18 protein-coding genes, 2 tRNA genes and 1 pseudogene are annotated in these 21,893 nt (G+C 70.1%); 15 read left to right on the top strand and 6 right to left on the bottom strand.

Going from position 1 to position 21,893, the window contains the following annotated elements:
• Positions 1-8: 8 nt before the first annotated feature.
• Complete coding sequence (locus ACTMVF_RS00825; RefSeq protein ID WP_441269000.1) at positions 9-536, bottom strand: SSI family serine proteinase inhibitor; 528 nt, start codon at positions 534-536, stop codon at positions 9-11.
• 189 nt (positions 537-725) lie between these two features.
• Here ACTMVF_RS00825 and ACTMVF_RS00820 point away from each other — a divergent pair.
• From ACTMVF_RS00820 to ACTMVF_RS00810, 3 genes are all read left to right on the top strand, one after another.
• Positions 726-816 (top strand) — tRNA-Ser (locus ACTMVF_RS00820).
• Positions 817-1,035: 219 nt separating this feature from the next.
• Positions 1,036-1,108 (top strand) — tRNA-Arg (locus tag ACTMVF_RS00815).
• Between the two features lie 531 nt (positions 1,109-1,639).
• Entirely contained in the window at positions 1,640-1,933 is a 294-nt protein-coding gene (locus ACTMVF_RS00810) for a hypothetical protein (protein ID WP_441268999.1), read from the top strand.
• Between the two features lie 90 nt (positions 1,934-2,023).
• On the opposite strand, the gene ACTMVF_RS00805 is transcribed toward ACTMVF_RS00810, so the two are convergent.
• Positions 2,024-3,391 (bottom strand): TerD family protein, encoded by a 1,368-nt coding sequence (locus tag ACTMVF_RS00805; protein ID WP_441268998.1) that lies wholly within the window; start codon positions 3,389-3,391, stop codon positions 2,024-2,026.
• 265 nt (positions 3,392-3,656) lie between these two features.
• Between ACTMVF_RS00805 and ACTMVF_RS00800 the strand changes: the two genes are divergently transcribed.
• Complete coding sequence (locus ACTMVF_RS00800; RefSeq protein WP_441268997.1) at positions 3,657-4,931, top strand: hypothetical protein; 1,275 nt, start codon at positions 3,657-3,659, stop codon at positions 4,929-4,931.
• A 72-nt stretch (positions 4,932-5,003) separates the two neighbouring features.
• On the opposite strand, the gene ACTMVF_RS00795 is transcribed toward ACTMVF_RS00800, so the two are convergent.
• Positions 5,004-8,030, bottom strand: coding sequence for a SpoIIE family protein phosphatase (locus ACTMVF_RS00795; RefSeq protein WP_441268996.1), 3,027 nt, complete (start codon positions 8,028-8,030; stop codon positions 5,004-5,006).
• 163 nt (positions 8,031-8,193) lie between these two features.
• Between ACTMVF_RS00795 and rutA the strand changes: the two genes are divergently transcribed.
• Positions 8,194-9,261: a pyrimidine utilization protein A gene (gene rutA, locus ACTMVF_RS00790; RefSeq protein WP_441268995.1), complete on the top strand. Its 1,068-nt coding sequence runs from the start codon at positions 8,194-8,196 to the stop codon at positions 9,259-9,261.
• On the top strand, positions 9,258-9,908 hold the full coding sequence (locus ACTMVF_RS00785; protein WP_441268994.1) for an isochorismatase family protein: 651 nt from the start codon (positions 9,258-9,260) through the stop codon (positions 9,906-9,908). The genes rutA and ACTMVF_RS00785 overlap by 4 nt, the downstream gene beginning before the upstream one ends.
• 245 nt (positions 9,909-10,153) lie before the next feature.
• Here ACTMVF_RS00785 and ACTMVF_RS00780 read toward each other — a convergent pair.
• Together ACTMVF_RS00780 and ACTMVF_RS00775 are read right to left on the bottom strand one after the other, a co-directional pair.
• Positions 10,154-10,570, bottom strand: a pseudogene (locus tag ACTMVF_RS00780) (GtrA family protein); the annotation flags it as partial.
• Positions 10,571-10,927: 357 nt separating this feature from the next.
• Positions 10,928-11,755 (bottom strand): NAD(P)H-binding protein, encoded by an 828-nt coding sequence (locus tag ACTMVF_RS00775; RefSeq protein ID WP_441269515.1) that lies wholly within the window; start codon positions 11,753-11,755, stop codon positions 10,928-10,930.
• 116 nt (positions 11,756-11,871) lie between these two features.
• Here ACTMVF_RS00775 and ACTMVF_RS00770 point away from each other — a divergent pair, with 116 nt between their 5' ends.
• The gene (locus tag ACTMVF_RS00770; RefSeq protein WP_441269514.1) at positions 11,872-12,237 is read left to right on the top strand and encodes a winged helix-turn-helix transcriptional regulator; all 366 of its coding nucleotides are present in this window, start codon (positions 11,872-11,874) and stop codon (positions 12,235-12,237) included.
• On the opposite strand, the gene ACTMVF_RS00765 is transcribed toward ACTMVF_RS00770, so the two are convergent.
• Positions 12,238-12,720 (bottom strand): MarR family transcriptional regulator, encoded by a 483-nt coding sequence (locus tag ACTMVF_RS00765; protein ID WP_441268993.1) that lies wholly within the window; start codon positions 12,718-12,720, stop codon positions 12,238-12,240.
• Between the two features lie 99 nt (positions 12,721-12,819).
• On the opposite strand from ACTMVF_RS00765, the gene ACTMVF_RS00760 reads away from it, so the two are divergent.
• From ACTMVF_RS00760 to ACTMVF_RS00725, 8 genes are all read left to right on the top strand, one after another.
• Positions 12,820-13,215, top strand: coding sequence for an HGxxPAAW family protein (locus ACTMVF_RS00760; RefSeq protein WP_441268992.1), 396 nt, complete (start codon positions 12,820-12,822; stop codon positions 13,213-13,215).
• 73 nt (positions 13,216-13,288) lie between these two features.
• Positions 13,289-14,173 (top strand): DUF2797 domain-containing protein, encoded by an 885-nt coding sequence (locus tag ACTMVF_RS00755; protein WP_441268991.1) that lies wholly within the window; start codon positions 13,289-13,291, stop codon positions 14,171-14,173.
• A gap of 108 nt (positions 14,174-14,281) precedes the next feature.
• A complete protein-coding gene (locus ACTMVF_RS00750) occupies positions 14,282-14,689 on the top strand; it encodes an antibiotic biosynthesis monooxygenase family protein (RefSeq protein WP_441268990.1) in 408 nt (135 codons plus the stop codon).
• Between the two features lie 161 nt (positions 14,690-14,850).
• The gene (locus ACTMVF_RS00745; protein WP_441268989.1) at positions 14,851-15,633 is read left to right on the top strand and encodes a DUF899 domain-containing protein; all 783 of its coding nucleotides are present in this window, start codon (positions 14,851-14,853) and stop codon (positions 15,631-15,633) included.
• A gap of 181 nt (positions 15,634-15,814) precedes the next feature.
• Positions 15,815-16,555: a response regulator transcription factor gene (locus tag ACTMVF_RS00740; RefSeq protein WP_441268988.1), complete on the top strand. Its 741-nt coding sequence runs from the start codon at positions 15,815-15,817 to the stop codon at positions 16,553-16,555.
• A complete protein-coding gene (locus tag ACTMVF_RS00735) occupies positions 16,552-18,165 on the top strand; it encodes a sensor histidine kinase (RefSeq protein WP_441268987.1) in 1,614 nt (537 codons plus the stop codon). Before ACTMVF_RS00740 ends, ACTMVF_RS00735 begins: the two co-directional genes overlap by 4 nt.
• Before the next feature lie 14 nt (positions 18,166-18,179).
• Entirely contained in the window at positions 18,180-19,694 is a 1,515-nt protein-coding gene (locus ACTMVF_RS00730) for a glycosyltransferase (protein WP_441268986.1), read from the top strand.
• Positions 19,691-21,862 (top strand): ArnT family glycosyltransferase, encoded by a 2,172-nt coding sequence (locus ACTMVF_RS00725; protein WP_441268985.1) that lies wholly within the window; start codon positions 19,691-19,693, stop codon positions 21,860-21,862. The genes ACTMVF_RS00730 and ACTMVF_RS00725 overlap by 4 nt, the downstream gene beginning before the upstream one ends.
• The last annotated feature ends 31 nt before the right edge of the window (positions 21,863-21,893 follow it).

Here is a 21,893-nt window from a genome sequence, read left to right as displayed (position 1 = left end):
TCCCCGAGCTACGACCGCTGCCCTTCCGCCCGCAGGTCGGGAAGGAGCGGCACGAGCCGGTCCCAGCGGGCGATCTGGCACCCGTCACTGCGGTCGTACCGCGCGTCGACGGGGCGCCCGGCCCAGGTCCCGGTGACATGCGCGGTGGCCGGCCCGCCGTACTGCATGGTGCAGAAACCGTCCTGAGGCGCGGGCGCGAAGACGTCCCTGCCCCACCGAGTGCTGCGGTCGAGCGCGGCACAGGCGCCGTGGGCATCGGGATGATCGCCGCTCGCCGGATGGCAGGACAGCGAATAGGTCCGATCACCGCCACCGGTGCCTCCGCCGCTGCCGGTGTTGCGGACGGTGACGGTGAGGTGATCGCCGGAGCGGCCCAGGTCCTTGAGGGCCGGGAGCGCGAGGGGAAGGGGCGCGGCCTGAGCCTGCGCGGAGACGGGCACGACGGCGGTGGAGCCGACGGCCGCGAGGGAGCCTGCGGCGACGAGGAGCACCCGGCGAAGGCGCCGGGCCGGGGCGGAACGGTTGGCCTGCAACATGACCTGACTAACGCCGTACGCCTCCGGATGTTGCGCACCGCCCCACCGGCCCGAAGTCTCCCGACGCACGCCGGAAGGGCTTTGCCCTGCGGCCTCCCTGCCTAGTACCGTGGGAGCCGATTGGTGACACCACGCTCGACTGTGTCATCATCTGCACGCACCACTCGCGCTCGCGCGAGCGGCTGTGCTGGAGGCGTCGCCTAGTCCGGTCTATGGCGCCGCACTGCTAATGCGGTTTGGGCCTTAAAGCCCATCGAGGGTTCAAATCCCTCCGCCTCCGCGCCTGATCACGAAGCCCCGGTCCCTGGACCGGGGCTTCGTTGGTTTCGTTCGTTCGGCGGTGCGACGCCATGCCGCCGATGAGGGGCTCTTCGGGGCATTTCCGCAGGTCACAAGGGGTGTGGCAAACGGATTTCACATGGCGGCGGCAGTCATGTAATGTTCTTCCTGTCGCCGCGAGCGGGCCGAAAGGGCCGGGAGCGGCGGGAAAACAGAACAAGCACTCGTAGCTTAACGGATAGAGCATCTGACTACGGATCAGAAGGTTGCAGGTTCGAATCCTGCCGAGTGCACACAGGTGAGAGGCCCCGGAGAGATCCGGGGCCTCTTGCATTTCCGGGGCGTGCAGCAGCGAAGTACAGCAACCGGCTGAAGCCCGAGGGCTGTCGAGCACGCCGCTAGGGTGTCCACGCATGTCGCACGTCGACAGGGGAGTCGAGAGATCCGTGCGACGTCTGGGAGGGGCGCTCATGAAGGTCAGGGCTGGAAGAGCAGTGGTCACGGGCGTGCTGTTCGCCGCGATCGTGGGGTGCGGTGCCGGGAGCACAGAATCGACGGCAACGGAGCATGAAGCGGCTTCTGCTTCTCCAGCGGCGTCATCGGCACAGGAGCGCCTCTCCGCTGAGGATCTGCAGAGCCGGTGGTGGACCTGGGCGGCCTCGGAGCCGCAGGGGACGAATCCTGTCGCCGATCAGGACGGGAGCTCGTGCGGGCGCAACCAGGCACCAGACGTCTGGTTCTTGGCGGGCTCTTTCGGCGGGCAGGTCAAGCGGTCGTGCAGTATCCCCGGTGGAGTGCCTCTTGCGTTCCCCTTGGTGAACCTCATGGCGGAGCCCTCGGACTGCGCGGCCTTCATGGATGCGGCCGAGGGGACCGCGGTGCTGGACGGCAAGGAGCTCGACCCGGAAGAACACCGGGGGGTGACGATCTCCGTGCGGGGCGCTGCGGACAACCCTGTCACCCAATCCGCAGGAACGTTCACGGCTACCGGTTGCGGGCTGTGGGTCCAGATGCAGCCGTTGGCCCCCGGGCAACACACCCTGACGATCAGTGGTCAGTCCGGCGACTTCTCTCTCGGGGTCGACTACTCCCTCAGCGTCGAGGACGTATCGAAGTAGCCCAAAGGCGCGGCGCGTACGTCTTCCGGGTCGCTTCGGCGTACACCTCCGACGTCATGGCGATCTGCGAGTGCTGGTGTTTCGGGGCCGTCAGCGTCTCTTGAACTCCACTGGTCCCGCGTTCATCGCGACGGTTCCGTCCGGGTGGAGGACGGGGCGGCGTTCGGTCATGCGGGCGCTGTAGGCCTCGATGTGGTGGATCGCTGCTCCGTCGGGCCCGGTGAAGTCGACGAGGGCGATGGCCACCCAGTAGCGGGTCTTGGTGTTCTCGAAGAGTGGGACGGTGACGGTGGAGCCGCGTCCGTCCGTGATGACGACCTTTGCGCCGAAGCTGCGGAAGGAACCGAAGCCGTTGCTGAGTGCGGAGTAGGCGCAGAGGAGGACGTAGCCCTGCTGGTCGGGGCGGACGATGCGAAGTGACTCGCGTCCTGGGACTCGCGCATCGCCGTCGAGGCGAATGTAGGGGCGGGTCTTCGCCGAGCCGAGGCGCTTGTAGTAGATGACGTCGGCGCCTTTGCTCTTCTTCGCAGTTGCTGGAGCGGCTGCGGCTGCGTTTGTGGCTGCCGCGGCTCCGGGGTGGAGCGGTTCGCCTCGTGCGATGTGGTCGGACTTGACGAGGGTGCCGGGGGGCTTCGTTCCGCGCAGGGCCTTTGACGCAGGGACGAAGAGGGCGTACAGGTCGAGGTCCGCGCCCAGCCTGCGGCGCCGATCGCTGCCGCCGTCCCACTCCAGGGACGCTGTGACCACCAGCTCGCGGTCGTTCCTGTCCAGGCCCATGGAGACCTGGCCGCCTTTGTCGAGGCTGATGTTGCCGAGCGGGGGCTTGCGCAGGCTCGCCGGGCTCGCGGTTGTGGTGACCGGCGTGACCGGCGTGGATCCGCTTTCTTCCGGCGGTCCGCTTTCTTTGGCGGTGGATTCGTCGGCTGTGGAGGGGGCTGGTGACTCCTCCACCTCTATCCCGAAGTCGGTCGCGAGGCCGGCCAGTCCGTTGGCGTACCCCTGGCCGATGGCACGGAGCTTCCATGCCGGGCCCCGGCGGTAGAGCTCCATCAGGAGTACGGCGCGTTCGCCTTCGGTGAGGGCGGGCGGGCGGAAGTGAACCGGATCGGCGCCCTGCTGGGTGGCACGTACCAGCACCTCCTTGACCTCACGAAACGTGCGCGTCGTGTCGTCGGGATCGCAACTGCCGACCAGCACGACCCGATCCACGTCCGCGGGAAGAGCGGCCGGGTCCATCTCGATGCGTTCCGGGCCCTCGGCGTCGGCGGTGCGGTGCCGGACGCCACCGGACTCGGCAGTGGGCTGGTTGTAGAAGACCAGGTCGTCGTCGGACCTGACCTTGCCGTCCGTACCGATCAGCACGGCACTGAGGTCGACCGGATCGCCCAGGGCGTGCAGTTCGGCGGTTATGCGTCCCGAGCCCACTGCCGTGTTCTCGCCCTTACGGAGCTCCGTCACGCGGTCCACCCCCACGGACTCCCCCAGCACCTTCCGGCATTACCTTCCGGCCACCTTGTCACATCCGGTCCGGAACAGCCCGTCCTCCGGATTCTTGCGGAGCGCCATGTGCGCCGCCTTCACGGCACCGCGGTGACGGGCGTTCATCGCGCGGCGATCGCATGCGGCGGTGCGGGCCTGATGGCGCCGCCGCGTGTTCGGGCCCCAGCCTGCTGGCGAACAAGCGTATTTGTGTCATGTGTTCGGTTTCCTCTAGCTTCCGCGCATGACCATGTCACGAAGAACGATCATCAAGGGCATAGCGGCCTCCCCCTTCGCCGCAGCCGCCGGCACTGTGCTCGCGACTCCCGCCCAGGCCGCCACCATTGACGCCGGCCAGTTCGCGCTCGCCAGCCGCTCCTCCAACAGCCACGGCGAATTCGCCGCCCTCACCGCCGGGTTGGCGACCAGGCTCACCAAGGTGGATGCGACCGCCGTCGTCGCCGACACCAACCGCAGCGCCACCCGGCTCACCAGCGCCCCCAGTACCGCGGAGGCGTTCCAGGCCGGCTTCGCCTTCGACGCCGACGACCAGGCCGTCGACTACTGGATTCCGCAGGGCGTCACCACCAGCGCCGACGCCTACGGCAACGGGCTCTACCCGGAGGGCGGCAGCAACAAGGTCGTTCTCGTCTCCTGGTACTTCGAGACCAACCCCGACGGCGAGGGCGCGGACGAGTACGCGCTCGACAAGGGCCTGCGGCTCACCTTCGTCGACTACAACACCCCCACCGCGCCGACGTATCGGCACGTGCTGCTCGTCGAGCCCGTCAGGACCAGCACCGGCGAGTACTCCTTCAACCCCATCCGCAAGCACGCGGGCGGGATCATGTGGTACGGCAACCTGCTGTACGTCGTCGACACGTACAAGGGGCTGCGGGTCTTCGACCTGAACACCCTTTTCACGGTCGCCACCGGTGAGAAGGACGTGTGCGGTCTGCACACCGACGGGGCGTACTACGGCTACGGCTACCAGTACGTCCTGCCGCAGAGCCACGCCTACGACAACGCCGGGAAGTACCTGCGCTACACGACCATCGGCCTCGACCGCGCCAGCACGCCGGACAGCTTCGTCATCAGCGAGTACTCCCTCTCCGGCACCGTCAGCTACACCGACGGCACCTTCAACGGCACCGGCGCGCCCACCACCACGCCCAAGGTGGTCCGTTGGGAGCTCGACTACACCGACCGGCACCCGGGCTCGCTCACCGCCAAGGAGGCCGTGACCGTCGCCCAGCAGAAGATCCAGGGCGTCGTCTCCCGCAACAGCAAGCACTACCTCGCGGCCAGCGCCGGACCGTCCACCAAGGGCACCCTGCGCACCTTCACATCCGGAGCCTCGACCGCGAGCGCCGTCTGTGACCTGGCCATCGGTTGCGAGGACCTCAGCTATCACAGCAGTGGGGCGTCCGGCTGGGCCTTCGCCGAGTCCGTGATCTGGAACGTCAGCGAGTACACCGGCAAGCGGTACGTCTACGCCGTGCGCGCCGACGGTTCCTAGTCAACAGGGGCCCTGGAGTGATCCAGGGCCTCTCCTCCGTCGTACCTGCAATCGCGGCGCACAACCGCGTACTCAGAGCTCCTGGTCCCCGAACGCCAGTGAGTCCAGGTCGCCGCCGAAGTCCTCCCCCAGGTCCGCCAGGCCCAGGAACATCCGCTCCGGCGCGTGGTCGGACGGCCGCTCGTCCCGGATCGCGTCCGGCGTCGTCTGCACGGCCTGTTCCGTCCAGATGCACTTGCCTGTCGGGGTGTACCGCGTCCCCCACCGTTGCGACAGTGCGGTGACCAGTTGCAGCCCTCGGCCCCCTTCGTCCGTCTCCGTCGCCCGGCGGATGCGCGGCATCGTCAGGCTGCCGTCGAAGACCTCGCAGATCAGGTCGGCGCCGTGGAGGAGCCGTAGGCGCAGGGGGCCCTTGGCGTGGCGGATGACGTTGCCTATGAGTTCGCTGGCCAGGAGTTCCGTGGTGGGGGTGAGGTCCTGCAGGCCCCAGGCCGCCAGCTGGTCGCGGATCAGGCTGCGGGCGTGGCCGGCTGCCCGGGGGTCGTCGGGGAGGGGCCAGGAGGCGATGCGGGCGGAGGGCAGGGCGTGCAGCCGGGCCAGGAGGAAGGCTGCGTCGTCGGCTGCCTGCTGGTCGGCGGGGAGGAGGGTGGACGTGACCCGTTCGCAGAGCTGCTCCAGGTCCTTCGCGGTGCCGTCCGCGTGCGCGGTCCGCAGGACTTCGGCGAGGGCCGCCATGCCCTCGTCCATCTCGCGCTTCGACGACTCGACCAGGCCGTCGGTGTACAGGGCCAGCACGCTGCCTTCGGGGACCGGGATCTCGGTCGTCTCGAAGGGGGGTTCCGCCGCGCCCAGGGGTGGATCGGCCGCCAGGGCCGGGAACCGCACGGTGCCGTCGGGGTGGAGCAGGGCGGGGGGCGGGTGGCCCGCCCTGGCTATGGAGCAGATGCGTGTCGTGGAGTCGTACAACGCGTACAGACACGTCACGTACGACTCCTCGCCCATGGCGCCGACGATGTCGTTGAGGTGGCTCATGATCTCGTCGGGGGGCAGTTCGAGGTCGGCCAGGGTGTGGACCGCCGTGCGCAGGCGGCCCATCGTGGCGGCCTCCGGCAGGCCGTGCCCCATGACGTCACCGACGACGAGGGCCACCTGGCCGCCCGACAGCGGGATGATGTCGTACCAGTCGCCGCCCACGTCCATCCCCTGGCCGGCGGGCAGGTAGCGGGCCGCCGCCGTGCAGGCGGGGACGGTGGGCAGGTCGCGGGGGAGCAGGCTGCGCTGGAGTTCGCGGGACCGGGTGTGCTCGGCGTCGAAGAGGCGGGCCCGGTCCAGGGCCTGGGCCACCAGGGCGCTGGTCGCGGTGAGAAGGGTGCGTTCCTCGTCGGTGAGGCGGCGGGGGTGGTCGAAGGTGACCGCGCAGATGCCGAAGGTGTGGCCCGAGGCCGTCAAGGGGAGCAACGCCCAGGCCTGCTTGCCGGCACGGGCCGGGAGGTCCGCGAGTTCGGGGTAACGGGCGGCGAACTCGCGGGGGGAGGAGAGGAACAGTGGGGCGCCGGCCAGTATCGCGTCCCAGAGCGGGCTGGGTTCCGTGCGTTCGCGGCCGTCGAGTATCGCGAGGATGTCCTGCGGGTAGCCGACCGAGCCCACGGTGTGGAGGCGGTCGCACTCCACCGTCTGCACCACCAGTCCCGTCGCCTCGAACGGGGGCAGTACCCGGCGGGCGACCGCGTCCACCACGTCCTTCGAGGTCGTCGCCTTGGCGAGCGCTGCCGTCAACTCCCCTATCCGCGCCGCCCGCTCGGCGGCGGCGTGCTCGGCGGACCGGCGGTCCTCCTCCAGGCGCCGCTTCTCGGTGACGTCCGTGAAGTAGATGGTGCGGCCGTCGGGGCCCGGCACCAGCCGCAGATGGCACAGGCGCCCGTTCGGCAGCCGTACGTCGAAACTGACCGACTTCTCCGCGGCCGCGGCCTGCCGGCAGCGGATCTCCAGGCCGGGCACCTGCTGGGCGGTGGGCAGGTCCCACAGCAGGCATCCGAAGAGCTCCTCCTCGGAGTAGCCCAGGGTGCGCTCCGCCTCCAGGTTGGCGAAGGTGATCCGCCAGTCGTCGTCCACCGCGAGGAAGCCGTCGCTCATGTGGCGCAGGGCCCGGCCGAGCGCGTCCCGGGCGGAACGGGGCTCGTTGCTGTCCCAGCCCACGCCGATCATCCGGTGCGGCTCGCCGTTGTCGTCGTACGTCGCCCTGGCGCGGGCCTGGGTCCAGCCCCAGCCGCCGTCCAGTTTCCGTACCCGGTACTCGGCCTCGAAGACGCCGCCCTCCCGGATCGCCCGGTCCGCCGCTGCCAGCGTCGGCGCGAGGTCGTCGGGGTGGACGCACCGCATCCAGTCGTCGACCCTGCCGGTGAAGTCCTGCGGCCGGGTGCCGTAGAGCTCAAGGGCCGCCTCGTCCCAGATCAGCTCGCCGGTGCGGATGTTCCAGTCCCAGGAGCCGACGCTGACCTCCTTCAGCGCCTGGCGCACGCGTTCGCTGCTCGGCGCGTCCATCTGCGAGGGACCCGTCGGGGGCCGTGCGTGGACCATGCGGTCCTGCGCCCACGCCATCACCGCCCGAAGGAACTCCCAGTGTTCGGGGGTCGGCTCACCCCCGTCGCCCATCAGGACGCTGAGCGAGCCGGTGGTGCGGTTGCCGCTGTACATCGGTAAGGCGGCGAGGCCGGTGCCGGGCCAGTCGGCGTCCGGGGTGTGCGAAGCACTCAGGGCATCAGGGTCATTCAGGATGGTCGAGGTGCTCGGGGCATTCGGGCGAAGGGCGGCTGTGGCCTGCTCGGCCGGCTTCAGCGGTACCCACACCCCACTGCCCTCGTGCAGCGCACGGGCCGGGGCCAGCGGGCCCTCCTGGTCGATGATCTCCCAGGCGCGGGTGAGGGCCGCGGGGAGCCCAGCCGTCGACACCAGGCGCAGCGCGGACATCGGGCCGCGGAGATGGATCATGCCGCCCAGGGCACCCAGCTCGCCCACCGCATGCTGCAGGGCCAGCCGGAAGACCTCGCTTTCCGCGACACCGGGAGCCACTGTGCCGAGCAGTGCCAGCCGAGCGTTCATGCCGGGGACCTTACCGTCACCGCCGTAACGGAATGGATGGTTCGCAAGATCCTCACGCCTCTCACCCGGCCGGTCGGCAGGACGTCAACAGCCAAGCCTTAACGCCGAGTTGATGCCGACGGCTTAGCATCACCCGGGACCCCCGACCCCCTTGAGGAGCGGCATGGACATCGGTGTCTTCATCCCCATCGGCAACAACGGCTGGCTCATATCGAAGAGTTCCCCGCAGTACCTGCCGACCTTCGAACTCAACAAGGCCATCGTGCAGAAGGCCGAGGCTCACGGTCTCGACTTCGCGCTGTCGATGATCAAGCTGAAGGGGTTCGGGGGCGACACCGAGTTCTGGGACCACTGTCTGGAGTCGTTCACGCTGATGGCGGGCCTGGCCGCGGTGACGGAGCGGATCAAGCTGTACGCCTCCACGCCCATCCTCGTCCTGCCCCCGGCGATCGTCGCCCGTATGGCCACGACGGTCGACTCGATCGCCCCCGGCCGCTTCGGTGTCAACATCGTCACCGGCTGGGCGCCCGGCGAATACTCCCAGATGGGCCTGTGGCCCGGCGACGAACACTTCGGCAACCGCTACGACCGGGCCGTCGAGTACGTCACCGTGATGAAGGAGCTGTGGCGCGAGGGCGTCAGCAACTTCAAGGGCGAGTTCTACGAGATGGACGACTGCGTGCTGTCGCCGCGCCCGGCGAACGGGCACATCGACATCGTTGCCGCGGGCCAGAGCAACACCGGCATGCGGTTCGCCGCCGAGCACGCCGACTACAACTTCATCCTCGGCAGCGGCGTCAACACTCCGCTCGCCTTCTCGGACAGCACCGCCACGCTGGTGGAGGCGGCGCGGGAGACCGGCCGGGACGTGGGCGCGCTCTCCCTCTTCATGGTCATCGCGGACGAGACGGACGAGGCCGCCCAGGCCAAGTGGCGGGACTACCACGACAACGCCGACCACGCTGCACTGGCGTACATGGCCGGGGAGTCCGCATCGGACACGACCGCCGACGACTCCTCGACCGCCCGCACCATCGTGCTGCCCGAGGGCGCGGTGAACTTCAACATGGGCACGCTCGTGGGGTCGTACGAGAGTGTCGCGCGGATGCTCGACGAGGTCGCCGACGTCGACGGCACCAAGGGGATCATGCTGGTCTTCGACGACTTCCTGGAGGGCATCGAGAACTTCGGCACGCGCATCCAGCCGTTGATGAAGTGCCGACGGGCATGAGCGGTTTACAACAGCGCGAGGACGACTACGAGCAGGCCGGCTTGGGCGGCCGGCTCACCCCCGGCACCTCCCCGGCCCTGCTCCTGGTGGACCCCGCCCGGGCCTACGTCGACCCCGACTCCCCTCTCTACGCCGGGGTCGAACCGGCCGTGGAGGCGATGAAGGCGCTGCTGGCGGGCGCACGCCGCGCGGGTATCCCCGTGGTCGTCACGCGGGTGCGGTTCCGGCCCGACGGCAGCGACGGCGGCGTCTTCTTCCGCAAGGTGCCGACGCTGAAGGTGTTCACCGAGGGCAGTCCGTACGGTGACTTCATCGACGGACTGGCCCCCACGGCAGCCGAGTTGACGGTCACGAAGCAGTACCCGAGCGCCTTCTTCGGTACGTCCCTGGCGGCGTACCTCACCGCCAACCGCATCGACACACTCCTCATCGGCGGGCTGTCGACGAGCGGTTGCGTGCGCGCCACCGCGCTCGACGCGATGCAGCACGGGTTCGTCCCGGTCGTCGTGGAGGAGGCGGTGGGCGACCGGGATCCGGACGTGCACGCGGCGAACCTCTTCGACATCCGGCACAAGGTCGGTGAGGTGTGGCCGATGGGGCGGGTGGAGGAGTACCTCGGCGGCGTGCGGTGGGACGAACGGCCGTGACGACGGCGGTGGTTGAGGGTATGCCGAGACCCGCCTCGCGCAGGCCGGTCATGGGAAGGTCGGTACGTGGAGCGCTCGGGGCCGGTGCTGAGGGTGCCGATGGTGGGGGACTGAGCCGAGGCTGACGTGGTGGCCGTGGTTGCTGTGGTGGCCTTGGTGGCCTTGGTGGGCTTGGTCCCAGTGGTCCCAGTGGTCCCAGTGGTCCCCGTGGTCCCCGTGGTCCCCGTGATCACCGTGACTGCCTCCTTCTTCCGCTCCGCGAACACGAACAGCCGCAGGACCAGGAACCGGCCGATGCCGGCCAGCCCGGAGGCGGTGAGGTAGACGGCCTGCTCGCGGAGCATGGTGGGCGACGGCTGTACGGCGTGCAGTACGAGCATCGCGGCGGTCGTCGCCAGGTACGCGGCGACGGCCGACCCCGAGGACTGCAGGTGCCGGCGCCAGCCGGGGCGCCCTCCGGTGCCGAAGGTGAACAGGGCGTGCAGCTCGGTGCACAGGAGGGTGGAGGCGACGGTGATCAGGGCGTTGGCGAGCGCCCAGGGCATCGCCGCGGCCAGCAGCGGTACGGCTGCGCTGGAGAGGAGCCCGACACCGCCGCCGCACACCACGAACCGGGCGAAGGAGGAGAAGGGACCCGGCTTCGACGGGCGCTGCGACTCCATGGCGGCTTCCTTCCGGGCTGACCTGAACCTCTGACGGATTCAGCTCATCCCGGCACGGCTTCAGCAGGGCCTCAGTCGGGCTTCAGCCGGTATCGACCGGGCTTCAACCCGTATCGACCGGGCTTCAGCCGGTGCCGACCGCGCCTCAGCAGGGATTCGGCTGGGATTTCATCCGGGATCAACTGAGGCCAACGATGCCGTTGTTCGCCCGTCGGAACCATGGAGTGACCTACCGGACCAAGGTAGGGCAGGCTCCACCATGCGAGGTCGGGGCAGCGCCCAGCTCCACTCCGCGGCCCAGCTCCACTCCGCGGCCCAGCTCTACTCCGCGGCCCCGGTCCAGCACTGCTCCGCAGGCTATGCGAAGGCACTGACATTGCGTCCGGCCCAGTCCGCGAACGCACGGCCCGGCCGCCCGAGGACGCGCTCCACGTCCGGGCTCACCCGCCGCAACGCGGCCGCCGGAGCCCCCAGCATGTCGAGGGTGCTCTCCACGACCGGCTCGGGCATGAGCCCCAGCATCCGCTCCCGGGCCTCAGCGCGGGTCAGTTCGACGAATCGGACGGCCTCACCCAGGGCCTCCTCGAGCGCGGCCGTCTGCTGCCGGGGCGAGACGGGCGCGGGGCCGGTCAGTTCGTAGACCTCGCCGTCGTGGCCCGGCTCGCGCAGCGCCACGGCCGCGACCTCCGCGATATCGGCCGGGTCGATGGTCGGCAGGGCCACGTCGCCGAAGGGAGCGGCCACCTCCCGCCGGGTGCGGATCAAGTCGGCCCACTGGAGGGCGTTGGAGTGGAAGCCGCCCGGGCGCAACACCGTCCACTCCAGGCCCGATGCCTTGACGGCGTCCTCCAGGAACGGGGGATGCTCCCCGGTGCCGACCCCTTGGGACGACAGCAGGACCACACGCCGTACGCCGGATCCCCGTGCGACATCCAGGACGGCCCCGAGGTCACCGCCGGCCGCCATGAAGTCGCCGGAGGTCAGCAGGAACAGGGCCTTGGCCCCGGCGAGCGCGGACTCCAGGCGGGCAGGGTCGGTCAGGTCGGCCTGGTGGTGGCGGGTTCCCGTCGGAACGTCCCGTGCGGAGATGCGGCGGGAGACCGCGGTCACCTGCTCGCCCGCCTCGACGAGGGCCCGCACAAGTGGCCGTCCGACATTGCCCGTTGCTCCGGTCACCACGATCATCATCGGTCTCCGTTTCCGAGTTCGGATCTCGTACGGCGACGCTACTGTTGTCGAGGTAGTAGGTACCTAGAGGAAAGTATTGGCGGACAGGGGCAGTTGTGACCGAGGACACAGTGATGCGGGTCCCGCGGGGTGCGGACCCCGAGAGCGCCTGCCCGGTCTCCCCCGTCGTCGACATCGTCTTCAGCCGCTGGACCACCCCGATCCTGTGGGCGCTCCACGAGTACGGCCGGCAGCGCTTCGTGGAACTGGAACGCCGGATCGCCACGATCACTCCGAAGGTGCTGACCCAGCGACTGCGGCAACTGGAGCGGGACGGCCTGGTCGTACGCACGTACCACCCCGAGGTGCCGCCCCGCGTGGAGTACGAGATCAGCGAACTCGGCCTCAGCCTCGCGCCGTTGTTCGCCGCGCTCTCCGAGTGGTCCGTCCGTCTGCCGGAGGTCGAGCGGGCACGGGCGGCGTACGACGCCCGTCGCTGATCAGGCCTTGTCCTGGTCGCGCAGTTCGTCGATGTAGGCCTGCGCGATTCCCGTCGTACGGGTGAACCAGTCCGTGAGTACGGCGATCTCGTCGGCGGAGTAGTCGGCGAAGAGGGTGTTGAGGCGGGCGTAGTAGGGGCCGTAGAGCTCCTCGACCCTGGTGACCGCGGCGGGGACGGCGGCCACGCGGACGCGGCGGCGGTCGGTCGGGTCCGGGCGGCGGGTGATGAAGCCGGCGCGTTCCAGACGGTTGAGGATGCCGGTCATCGCACCGGTCGTGACGTGGGCGTGTTCCGCGAGGTCGCCCGCTGTGAGCAGGTTCTCGCCGGCTTTCAGCACGCAGGCGAAACAGAGCAGGTCGGTGATGTTCAGGCCCAGCCGCTGGGCCATTTCCTGCTGGCCGAGCAGGTGGGCCGCGATGAGGGAGTCCATCGCCTCCAGCGCCTGGGCCGGGGTGGCGATGGGACGCGGCTTGGCTTGCATCTTCCTGATTACCTTAGCTTGTGAGAGGTTAAGCGCCTAAACTCCTCACGAGGTGAGAGATTCTCGGAATGCTCGGGAGAACGCTCGGGAGGTGGGCACGTGAGTCAGTATGACGAGGGGCACACGGTCGCGGGGTGGACCGGAACCGCGATCGCGAGCGTCGGCGCCGCTGTGCTGGGTGCGGGGATATGTGTGGTTTCGGCTGCGCTGATGGTGGGTGGGCTGGGGATCCTGGCGGCGAGCGTCCTCGTCACCTGGGCCCTGCACCTGTCCGGTTGGGGCAAGCCACCGGGCGTCCGGCCTCGCGGTCAGTGGCGTATGGGGGCGCGCGACCTGACCGCACGGGACGGACATGCGGACTGTTGGGGGTGCCGACTGGCGGGGCGCGGTCGGCGTATGGCTGCGGTGGCGTCCGAGGCGGCGTCCGAGGCGGCGGCCGACGTGGTTGTCGTGACCGGGGATGCCGAGCCCGCCGCCGCGGAAGCCGGCCGCTGACGTCGGTCGCGGAACCGGCGCCCCCAGCCGCCGAACCGCCGTTGTCAGTGCCTGCCTCTAGTCTCGAAGAGCGATGGCACAGGCATGGAGATGCTCGGGGCTGCGGTGGTCCGCGGACGGCCCCGCGCTGGCGTGGGAAGGCGGTCGGCGCTCCGCGCTGACCTGGGGGAAACGGGTGGCCTTCGGGGTTGCGGAAGGGCGGGTGCGGACATGCGTGGGAGCGCGAGGGCATGCGTGTCCGGTCCGGGCGGTCGTGCCGGGGCGGAGTACGGGGGCGCGGTGCGAGGAGTGCGCGCGGCTGGACCGGGCGCACTCGGTGGCGGCCGACACGATCGCGGACGATCCCCGGCCGTACCACGTATATCTGGCGTGGTTCGGGCCCGGGATGGTGAAAGTCGGCATCACCGCCCTTGAGCGCGGCTCGGCACGGCTGCTGGAACAGGGCGCGGTCTGCTTCACCTGGCTGGGCGTCGGCCCACTGATGGCGGCCCGACGCGCCGAGGAGCTGTTGCGGGCGGCCCTGCGGGTGCCGGACCGGATCCCGTACGCCCACAAGCGGGCGGTGCGCTCCACGCTCCCGGCATCGCCGGCCGAGCGGGCGGCCGAGGTGGAGGACCTGCACGCCCGCGCCGTGGCCCTCCCCGGCTGGCCGGAGTCACTCGACCGTGAGCCCTGCCAACCGGTCGATCACGCCGGGGTGTTCGGGCTCGGGGAGCTGCCGGACGCGGTCGGGGAGGTGACCGAGCTGGTCGCGGGCGGGGTGGTGAGCGGGCGGTTGGTGGCGGCTGCGGGGCCGGATCTGCATCTGGTCGCCGGGGGCGGGGTCGTCGTGCTGGATACGCGGTTGATGCGGGGGTGGGAGCTGAATGCTGTCGAGGGGCTCCCGGGTGGGGGTGAACTCACCTTGCCGACAAAGGAGTTCAAGCATGAGGTGAGCGCACAGGACAGCTTGTTCTGATCCGGGAGGCGGACGGACGGGCGGGCAGGTAAAGAGTTGGATCCCTCCGGGATCCCTTTCGGCAAGGAACCTGGACGCCGCGCGGTGCGGGGCCCGACCGTAGACGACATGAGCGATCACCGCATTGCACCTGTCGTCCCTGTTCCTGCTCACGAACCTCCGTACTACGCCGTGGTGTTCACCTCCGTACGCACCGAGGGCGACGGCGGATACGGTGCGACCGCCCAGCGGATGGGCGAACTGGTCAGTGAGATCCCGGGCTTCATCGGCGAAGACTCCGCCCGCACTCCGGGCGGCCTCTCGATCACCGTCGCCTACTTCCGGGATCTCGCCGGCATCGAGCAGTGGCGCGACCACGCGGAGCACCGCGCGGCCAAGGCGCACGGGCGCGCCCACTGGTACGAGCGCTACTCGCTGCACATCGCCAGGGTCGAGCACAGCAGTGGGTTCGAGCGGGCGAGCACCCTGACCGCGGGGCCCTGCCAGGTCCTCTCTCCGGACGGTGTCCAGGAGTGAGGTGAGGTGGCTGTGGGCCGATCGACGGGGATCGGCCCACCGATCAGTCGCGGCAGCGATGAGTTCCGGCCGGTTCGGGAGTCTGTTCCGGTGAGTGTCGTAGGACGCGCATGACTGACGTCGTACGGCGCTGCCCGGCCCGAGACACCACGGAGGACACCATGACGACCACGCCGGACGACCCGACCACCGCGCTGCCCGGCCGCCCACCCGTGGTCGACCTGGCCACCTGGCAGACCGCCCGTGACGAGCTGCTGGTCCGCGAGAAGGCCCACACCCGTGAGGGCGACGCCATCGCGGCGGCCCGCCGCCGGCTGCCGATGGTGGAGTTCGACGGGGTGGTCGAGGTCGTCGGAGCCGACGGCCCGGTTCCGTTCCTGGACCTGTTCCAGGGGCGCGACGAGCTCGTGGTCTACCAGCACATGTGGTACGACGGCGCGCCGCACCAGGGGCAGTGCGAGGGCTGCACGACTACGGCCTGGCATCTGCAGGACGCCGTCTACCTCAACGCCCGTGGAGTGTCGTTCGCCGTCCTGACCACGGGCCCCTGGGACGAGGTGGCCGCCTACGTCGAGTTCATGGGTTACACCCAGCCCTGGTACTCGGTGCGCGACGTGGACGCGCCGGTCGGCGGCGAGATGGGTTACCTCACCTGCTTCCTGCGCGACGGTGACCGCGCCTTCCTCACGTACTCCACGACGGGCCGTGGCAACGAGCGGGTCAACGGGTCCCTCGGCCTGCTCGACATGACGCCCTACGGCCGCGGCGAGGCATGGGAGGACAACCCCGAGAACTGGCCCGAGGGAGGCAGCCCGTGCTGGTCCTGGCGCTCGGACGCGGACGGCAACGCCACCTGGGGCCCGACCAGCCGCCCCGTGCCGCAGTGGACCCGCCCCGGCGCGACCCCCGTCAAAACCCTCGGCCGACACGGCCACCACCACTGATGCGCCATGACCTGCGGGTTTCTGGGCGAGGGGGCTCCTGGAGCCCTCAGGGGCCCTCAGGGACCCGCAGGTCTGTCGTGTCGATCACCCAAGCGCCCCCTGAGAGTCTCCTGTGCGTTTCTTAGGAAAATCACAGCCTGCGGAAAGCGTGTTCTAAGAGGACACCGACAAAGTTTCCAGCATGACCACGACCTCGCCCCAGGGGCGCACCGAACTGCTGAGGCCGGACGGGAGCCCCGTCCGAGTGCTTGTGGTGGACGACGAGCTGTCGATCACCGAACTTCTGTCGATGGCCCTTCGCTACGAGGGCTGGCAGATCCGGAGTGCGGGGGACGGCCAGGGGGCCGTCCAGACCGCGCGCGAGTTCCGGCCCGACGCCGTCGTCCTGGACATGATGCTGCCCGACATGGACGGGCTGACCGTCCTCGGGCGGCTGCGGCGGGATCTGCCGGACGTGCCGGTGCTGTTCCTGACGGCCAAGGACGCCGTGGAGGACCGTATCGCCGGACTCACCGCGGGCGGGGACGACTACGTCACCAAGCCGTTCAGCCTGGAGGAGGTCGTCGCCCGGCTGCGCGGACTCATCCGCCGTTCCGGTGCCGCCGACCGGCGGTCGGACTCCGTGCTCGTCGTCGGGGACCTGACGCTTGACGAGGACAGCCACGAAGTCGCGCGGGCCGGGGAGAACATCCACCTCACCGCCACCGAGTTCGAGCTGCTGCGCTTCTTGATGCGCAACCCGCGGCGCGTGCTCAGCAAGGCCCAGATACTCGACCGCGTGTGGTCGTACGACTTCGGCGGGCAGGCCAATGTCGTTGAGCTCTACATCTCCTACCTGCGCCGGAAGATCGACGCCGGTCGCGAGCCGATGATCCACACCCGGCGTGGTGCCGGTTACCTGATCAAGCCCGCGGCGACATGAGCGGGCGACGACGACCGCGTACGCAGAAGAGGCGAGCGGGCCAGCCGCGCACCCTGCGGGCACGGCTCGTCGTCGCATCGGTCGTACTGATCGCCGTGGTCGCCGCGGTGATCGGCACGGTGACCACGCTCGCCCTGCGGTCCCATCTGTACGACCAGTTGGACAGCCGACTGCGCGAGGTCGGCGGACGGGCCGCAGAGGGCTTCCGCGGTCCTCCCGGGGGCAACCCCGACACGACGGGCACGACCGAGAAGCCGGACCAGAACTTCACCCTCGATCAGTTCGTCACGCGCGGACCCGACTCGAAGAACATGGTCGCCGCCAAGGTCCAGAACGGCGTCATCACCGAGGCCAAGGTCAGCAAGAAGTCGTCCGACAGCACCGACTTCAGCGGCATGAAGGCCGTCGACCTGAACGAGGCCCAGATCGCCGCGCTCAACGAGGTCACCCAGGACAAGGAAGAGCACACGGTCGAGCTCCCGGGCCTCGGGGACTACCGCGTCACGTACCGAAGCGGCGCCAACGGCAGCTACTACGTCGCGATTCCGACCACGGACGCCGACAACACGCTCAGCACCCTCATCCTGATCGAGGCCAGCGTCACCGCCGCCGCCCTCGTGGCCGCCGGCATCGCAGGCACCGTCATAGTCGGCGTGGCCACCCGCCCCCTTCGCCGAGTCGCGGCCACCGCCACCCGCGTCTCCGAACTCCCCCTCCACACCGGCGAGGTCAACCTCAGCGAGCGCGTCCCCGAGTCCGAGACCGACCCGCACACCGAGGTCGGCCGGGTCGGCGCCGCGCTGAACCGCATGCTGGACCACGTCCACGCCGCCCTGCACTCCCGCCAGCAGAGCGAGATGCGGGTGAGGCAGTTCGTGGCCGACGCCAGCCATGAGCTGCGCACCCCCCTCGCCTCCATCCGGGGCTACGCCGAGCTGACCAGACGCGGCAGAGAAGAGGTCGGGCCCGACACCCGGCACGCACTCGGCCGTATCGAGTCCGAGGCGGGCCGGATGACGCTGCTCGTGGAGGACCTGCTGCTGCTCGCCCGGCTCGACGCCGGACGTCCGCTCCAGTTCGAGCAGACCGACCTGATCCCGCTCGTCGTGGACACCATCAGCGACGCCCGCGCGGCCGGCATGGACCACAACTGGCGCCTCGACCTGCCCGACGAGCCCGCACTCGTGTCGGCGGACGCGGCCCGGCTGCAACAGGTCCTCGTCAACCTGCTCGGCAACGCCCGCAACCACACCCCGCCCGGGACGACGGTCACAGCCCGTGTCCAGCGGCGCGGACCATGGATGTGCGTGGACGTCGAGGACAACGGCCAGGGGATCCCGGCCGAGCTGCTCCCGCACGTCTTCGAACGGTTCGCGCGCGGCGACTCCTCGCGCTCGCGTGCCTCCGGCTCGACCGGTCTCGGCCTGGCCATCGTGCAGGCCGTGGCGACCGCGCACGGCGGCGCCGTGACCGTCGACAGCGTGCCCGGACGCACCGTCTTCACGGTGCATCTGCCGGCGCTGCCCGTGCCGCCGAGCCCCGAAATGAGCTGGCAACAGCACTCACAGGCACAGCACAGCGTCACCACATGGGTGGAACAGGGCGCCTGACAAAAGTCGGCGTCATGCGAACCGACTCTTCTCCCGGCACCCTGCCGGCGCGGGAGCACCTCCCGGCCGGCGACGCCGGTACGCCTGTCCTGGACGTAGTGATCCCCGTCTACAACGAGGAGAAGGACCTCCAGCCGTGTGTGCTGAGACTGCGTGATCACCTCAAGCGCACCTTCCCGTACGCGTTCCGCATCACGATCGCGGACAACGCGTCGACGGACACCACCCCCCACGTGGCGTCGCGGCTGGAGGCGGAGATACCGGAGGTCAAGTCCTTCCGGCTGGAGCAGAAGGGCCGCGGCCGGGCGCTGCGGACCGTCTGGTCCGCCTCGGACTCCCCGGTCCTCGCCTACATGGACGTGGACCTGTCCACCGACCTCAACGCCCTGCTGCCGCTGGTGGCGCCGCTGATCTCCGGTCACTCGGACCTGGCGATCGGCTCCCGGCTGGCCCGCACCTCCCGCGTCGTACGCGGGTCCAAGCGGGAGTTCATCAGCCGCGCCTACAACCTCATCCTCCGCGGCTCGCTCCAGGCCCGCTTCTCCGACGCCCAGTGCGGCTTCAAGGCGATCCGCCGCGACGTCGCCCAGGTGCTGCTGCCGCTGGTGGAGGACACCGGCTGGTTCTTCGACACGGAGATGCTGGTGCTCGCCGAGCGCGCGGGGCTGCGGATCCACGAGGTGCCGGTCGACTGGGTCGACGACCCCAACTCCACGGTGCACATCGTGAAGACGGCGACCGACGACCTCAAGGGCGTGTGGCGGGTCGGCAAGGCGCTGGCCGGCGGTTCGCTCCCGCTGGACCGGCTCACCCGCCCCTTCGGCGACGACCCGCGCGACCGCGAGATCAAGGACATACCCAAGGGCCTGGCCCGCCAGCTCGTCGGCTTCTGCGTCGTCGGCGGCCTGTCCACCCTGTTCTACCTCCTCCTCTACAGCGGCTTCCGGGTGTTCACCGGCTCGCAGATCGCCAACGCGCTCGCCCTGCTGGTCTCCGCGATCGCCAACACGGCGGCCAACCGACGCCTGACCTTCGGGGTGCGCGGCCGTGGCGGCGCCGTACGGCACCAGGCGCAGGGCCTGGTCGTCTTCGGTATCGGCCTCGCCCTGACCAGCGGTTCGCTCGCCGCTCTGAACGCGGCCAGCCCCAGCCCCGCGCACTCCACCGAACTGGCGGTCCTCATCGCCGCCAACCTCGCCGCGACGGTGCTGCGCTTCCTGCTCTTCAGGGCGTGGGTGTTCCCGGACCACGGCGACGGCGACTCCGGCTCGACGGCGGTCGCCTCGCACCACCCGTCCCACGCCCCGGCCCCCAATCCTTCCTCGCGGTCCTACTCCGCGGTCTCCGCCGCGCCCTGCGGCCACGACGGCCCGCTCCCGCAGCATCCGGTGGCCCGGCGCGCGCCCCAGTACACGTACGAAACCGCTCAGTTCCGCGCCGCTGAAGCCGCGGACGGCACCTGGCGGGACGCCACCCTGCAGCTGCAGCCGGTGCACCCGCACGACACCGACTCGAGGGACTCCCGATGACGACCCACTACGACCAGACCGCGCACGACAGAGAGGCGAGTCCCGACACCTGGGGCCGCCCCCCGACACCCCCGCCCGCCGCCCCGGTTCCCGACGCCGGTGAACCCAAGCAGCCCTTCGTACGGCGGCTGTGGCGCGGCCGCCCCGAGGACCCGCGCTGGGCGCGCCCGGCCTTCCTCGGCCTGCTCCTCGCCACGCTCCTCCTCTACCTCTACAACCTGAACGCCTCCGGCTACGCCAACTCCTTCTACTCGGCGGCCGTCCAGGCCGGCAGCCAGTCCTGGAAGGCCTTCTTCTTCGGCTCGCTGGACGCGGCCAACGCCATCACCGTCGACAAGCCCCCGGCCGCCCTGTGGCCGATGGCCCTGTCGGTGCGGCTCTTCGGCCTCCACTCGTGGGCGATCCTCCTGCCCGAGGTCCTCATGGGCGTCGGCACGGTCGCTGTCGTCCACGCCTCCGTACGCCGCCGGTTCAGCCCTGCGGCCGGTCTGATCGCGGGCACGGTGCTCGCGCTCACCCCCGTCGCGGCGCTGATGTTCCGGTTCAACAACCCGGACGCGATGCTGGCCCTGCTGATGGCCGTGGCCTGCTACTTCGTCATCCGGGGCCTGGACGACGGCCGTACCAAGTGGCTGGTGTGGGCCGGTGTGGCCATCGGCTTCGCCTTCCTCGCCAAGACGCTTCAGGCCTTCCTGATTCTGCCGCCGCTCGCCCTCGTCTACGGCGTCTGCGCCCCGGTGTCGGTGAAGAAGAGGATCGGCCGGCTCGCCGCGGGCCTCGCCGCGATCGTCGTCTCCGGCGGCTGGTGGGTCGCGATCGTCGAACTGTGGCCCGCCTCCTCCCGCCCCTATATCGGCGGCTCGCAGAACAACTCCTTCCTGGAGCTGACCTTCGGCTACAACGGCCTCGGCCGGCTCAACGGCGAGGAGACCGGCAGCGTCGGCGGCGGCGGTGGCAACGGTGGCGGCAGCTGGGGCGAGACCGGCTGGGACCGCCTGTTCAGCTCCAGCATCGGCGGCCAGATCTCCTGGTTGATCCCGGCCGCGCTGATCTTGCTGATCGCGGGCCTGGTGGCCACGCGCAAGGCCAAGCGGACGTCGGTGACGCGTGGTTCGTTCCTGGTCTGGGGCGGCGCGCTGATCACGACCATGCTGGTCTTCAGCTACATGCAGGGCATCTTCCACGAGTACTACACGGTGGCCCTCGCCCCCTACATCGCCCCGCTGATCGGCATGGGCGCGGCCAAGCTCTGGGAGGAGCGGGGCAAGATGTGGGCGTCGCTGTCCCTGGCGGCCGCGATGACGGCCATCGCGGCCTGGGGCTACGTCCTGCTCAACCGCTCCTCCGACTATCTGCCCTGGCTGAAGTGGGTCGTACTGGTCGGCGGTCTGGCCGCCGCGCTGGGCCTGGTCTTCGCCTCGAAGCTGGGGCGCCAACTGACCATGGGAGTCGTCGGGTTGGGCCTCGCCGCGGCACTGGCCGGTCCGACCGCGTACACCCTCACCACGCTGAGCGAGGGCCACACCGGCTCGATCGTCACCGCCGGCCCCGCGGTCGCGGGCGGCCGTGGCGGCCCCGGTGGCGGCATGGGTGGCCCCGGCGGGGGCGGCATGCCCGGCCAGAACCAGCAGGGTCAGCAGGGTCAGAACAACCGGCAGGGCGGCCAGAATCAGCAGAACGGCAACGGCTTCCCCGGTGGCGGCATGCCCGGCCAGCAGGGCCAGAACCAGCAGGGCGGCCTGCCCGGCGGTGGTCGGACCGGCGAAGGCGGCATGGGCGGCGGTGGCGGCATGGGCGGTCTGCTCAACGGCGCCGGCGTCAGCGACGAGGCCAAGAAGCTGCTGGAGACCAACGCCGACGACTACACCTGGGCCGCCGCGGCCATCGGCGCCCAGAACGCCGCGAGCTACCAGCTCTCCACCGGCGCCCCGGTCATGGCGATCGGCGGCTTCAACGGCACCGACCCGTCCCCGACGCCGGCGCAGTTCAAGGAGTACGTGGCGGACGGCAAGATCCACTACTTCATCTCCAGCGGCTCCGGTGGCGGCATGGGCGGCAGCAGCAGCGGTACGTCCTCGCAGATCACCTCGTGGGTCGCGGCCAACTTCAAGAAGGTGACGGTCGGTTCGGCCACCTTCTACGACCTCACGCAGAAGGCGAGCAGCTGACGGAGGTCTCGAGGCCGACGTAGGCCTTGAG

This window comes from Streptomyces sp. SD31, assembly GCF_052068475.1.
In the GTDB taxonomy this organism is placed as follows: domain Bacteria; phylum Actinomycetota; class Actinomycetes; order Streptomycetales; family Streptomycetaceae; genus Streptomyces.
The sequence above is the reverse complement of the archived record's forward strand: the minus strand, read 5'-3'. Positions and strand labels throughout refer to the sequence as shown.

Coding starts and splice junctions, on each gene's coding strand:
- ACTMVF_RS00740 (WP_441268988.1), top strand. CDS start 15,815: ATGACCACGACCTCGCCCCAGGGGCGCACCGAACTGCTGAGGCCGGAC.
- ACTMVF_RS00785 (WP_441268994.1), top strand. CDS start 9,258: ATGAGCGGTTTACAACAGCGCGAGGACGACTACGAGCAGGCCGGCTTG.
- ACTMVF_RS00810 (WP_441268999.1), top strand. CDS start 1,640: ATGGCGGAGCCCTCGGACTGCGCGGCCTTCATGGATGCGGCCGAGGGG.
- ACTMVF_RS00775 (WP_441269515.1), bottom strand. CDS start 11,755: ATGATCGTGGTGACCGGAGCAACGGGCAATGTCGGACGGCCACTTGTG.
- rutA (WP_441268995.1), top strand. CDS start 8,194: ATGGACATCGGTGTCTTCATCCCCATCGGCAACAACGGCTGGCTCATA.
- ACTMVF_RS00735 (WP_441268987.1), top strand. CDS start 16,552: ATGAGCGGGCGACGACGACCGCGTACGCAGAAGAGGCGAGCGGGCCAG.
- ACTMVF_RS00745 (WP_441268989.1), top strand. CDS start 14,851: ATGACGACCACGCCGGACGACCCGACCACCGCGCTGCCCGGCCGCCCA.
- ACTMVF_RS00750 (WP_441268990.1), top strand. CDS start 14,282: ATGAGCGATCACCGCATTGCACCTGTCGTCCCTGTTCCTGCTCACGAA.
- ACTMVF_RS00755 (WP_441268991.1), top strand. CDS start 13,289: ATGGCACAGGCATGGAGATGCTCGGGGCTGCGGTGGTCCGCGGACGGC.
- ACTMVF_RS00725 (WP_441268985.1), top strand. CDS start 19,691: ATGACGACCCACTACGACCAGACCGCGCACGACAGAGAGGCGAGTCCC.
- ACTMVF_RS00770 (WP_441269514.1), top strand. CDS start 11,872: ATGCGGGTCCCGCGGGGTGCGGACCCCGAGAGCGCCTGCCCGGTCTCC.
- ACTMVF_RS00800 (WP_441268997.1), top strand. CDS start 3,657: ATGACCATGTCACGAAGAACGATCATCAAGGGCATAGCGGCCTCCCCC.
- ACTMVF_RS00825 (WP_441269000.1), bottom strand. CDS start 536: ATGTTGCAGGCCAACCGTTCCGCCCCGGCCCGGCGCCTTCGCCGGGTG.
- ACTMVF_RS00765 (WP_441268993.1), bottom strand. CDS start 12,720: ATGCAAGCCAAGCCGCGTCCCATCGCCACCCCGGCCCAGGCGCTGGAG.
- ACTMVF_RS00730 (WP_441268986.1), top strand. CDS start 18,180: ATGCGAACCGACTCTTCTCCCGGCACCCTGCCGGCGCGGGAGCACCTC.
- ACTMVF_RS00795 (WP_441268996.1), bottom strand. CDS start 8,030: ATGAACGCTCGGCTGGCACTGCTCGGCACAGTGGCTCCCGGTGTCGCG.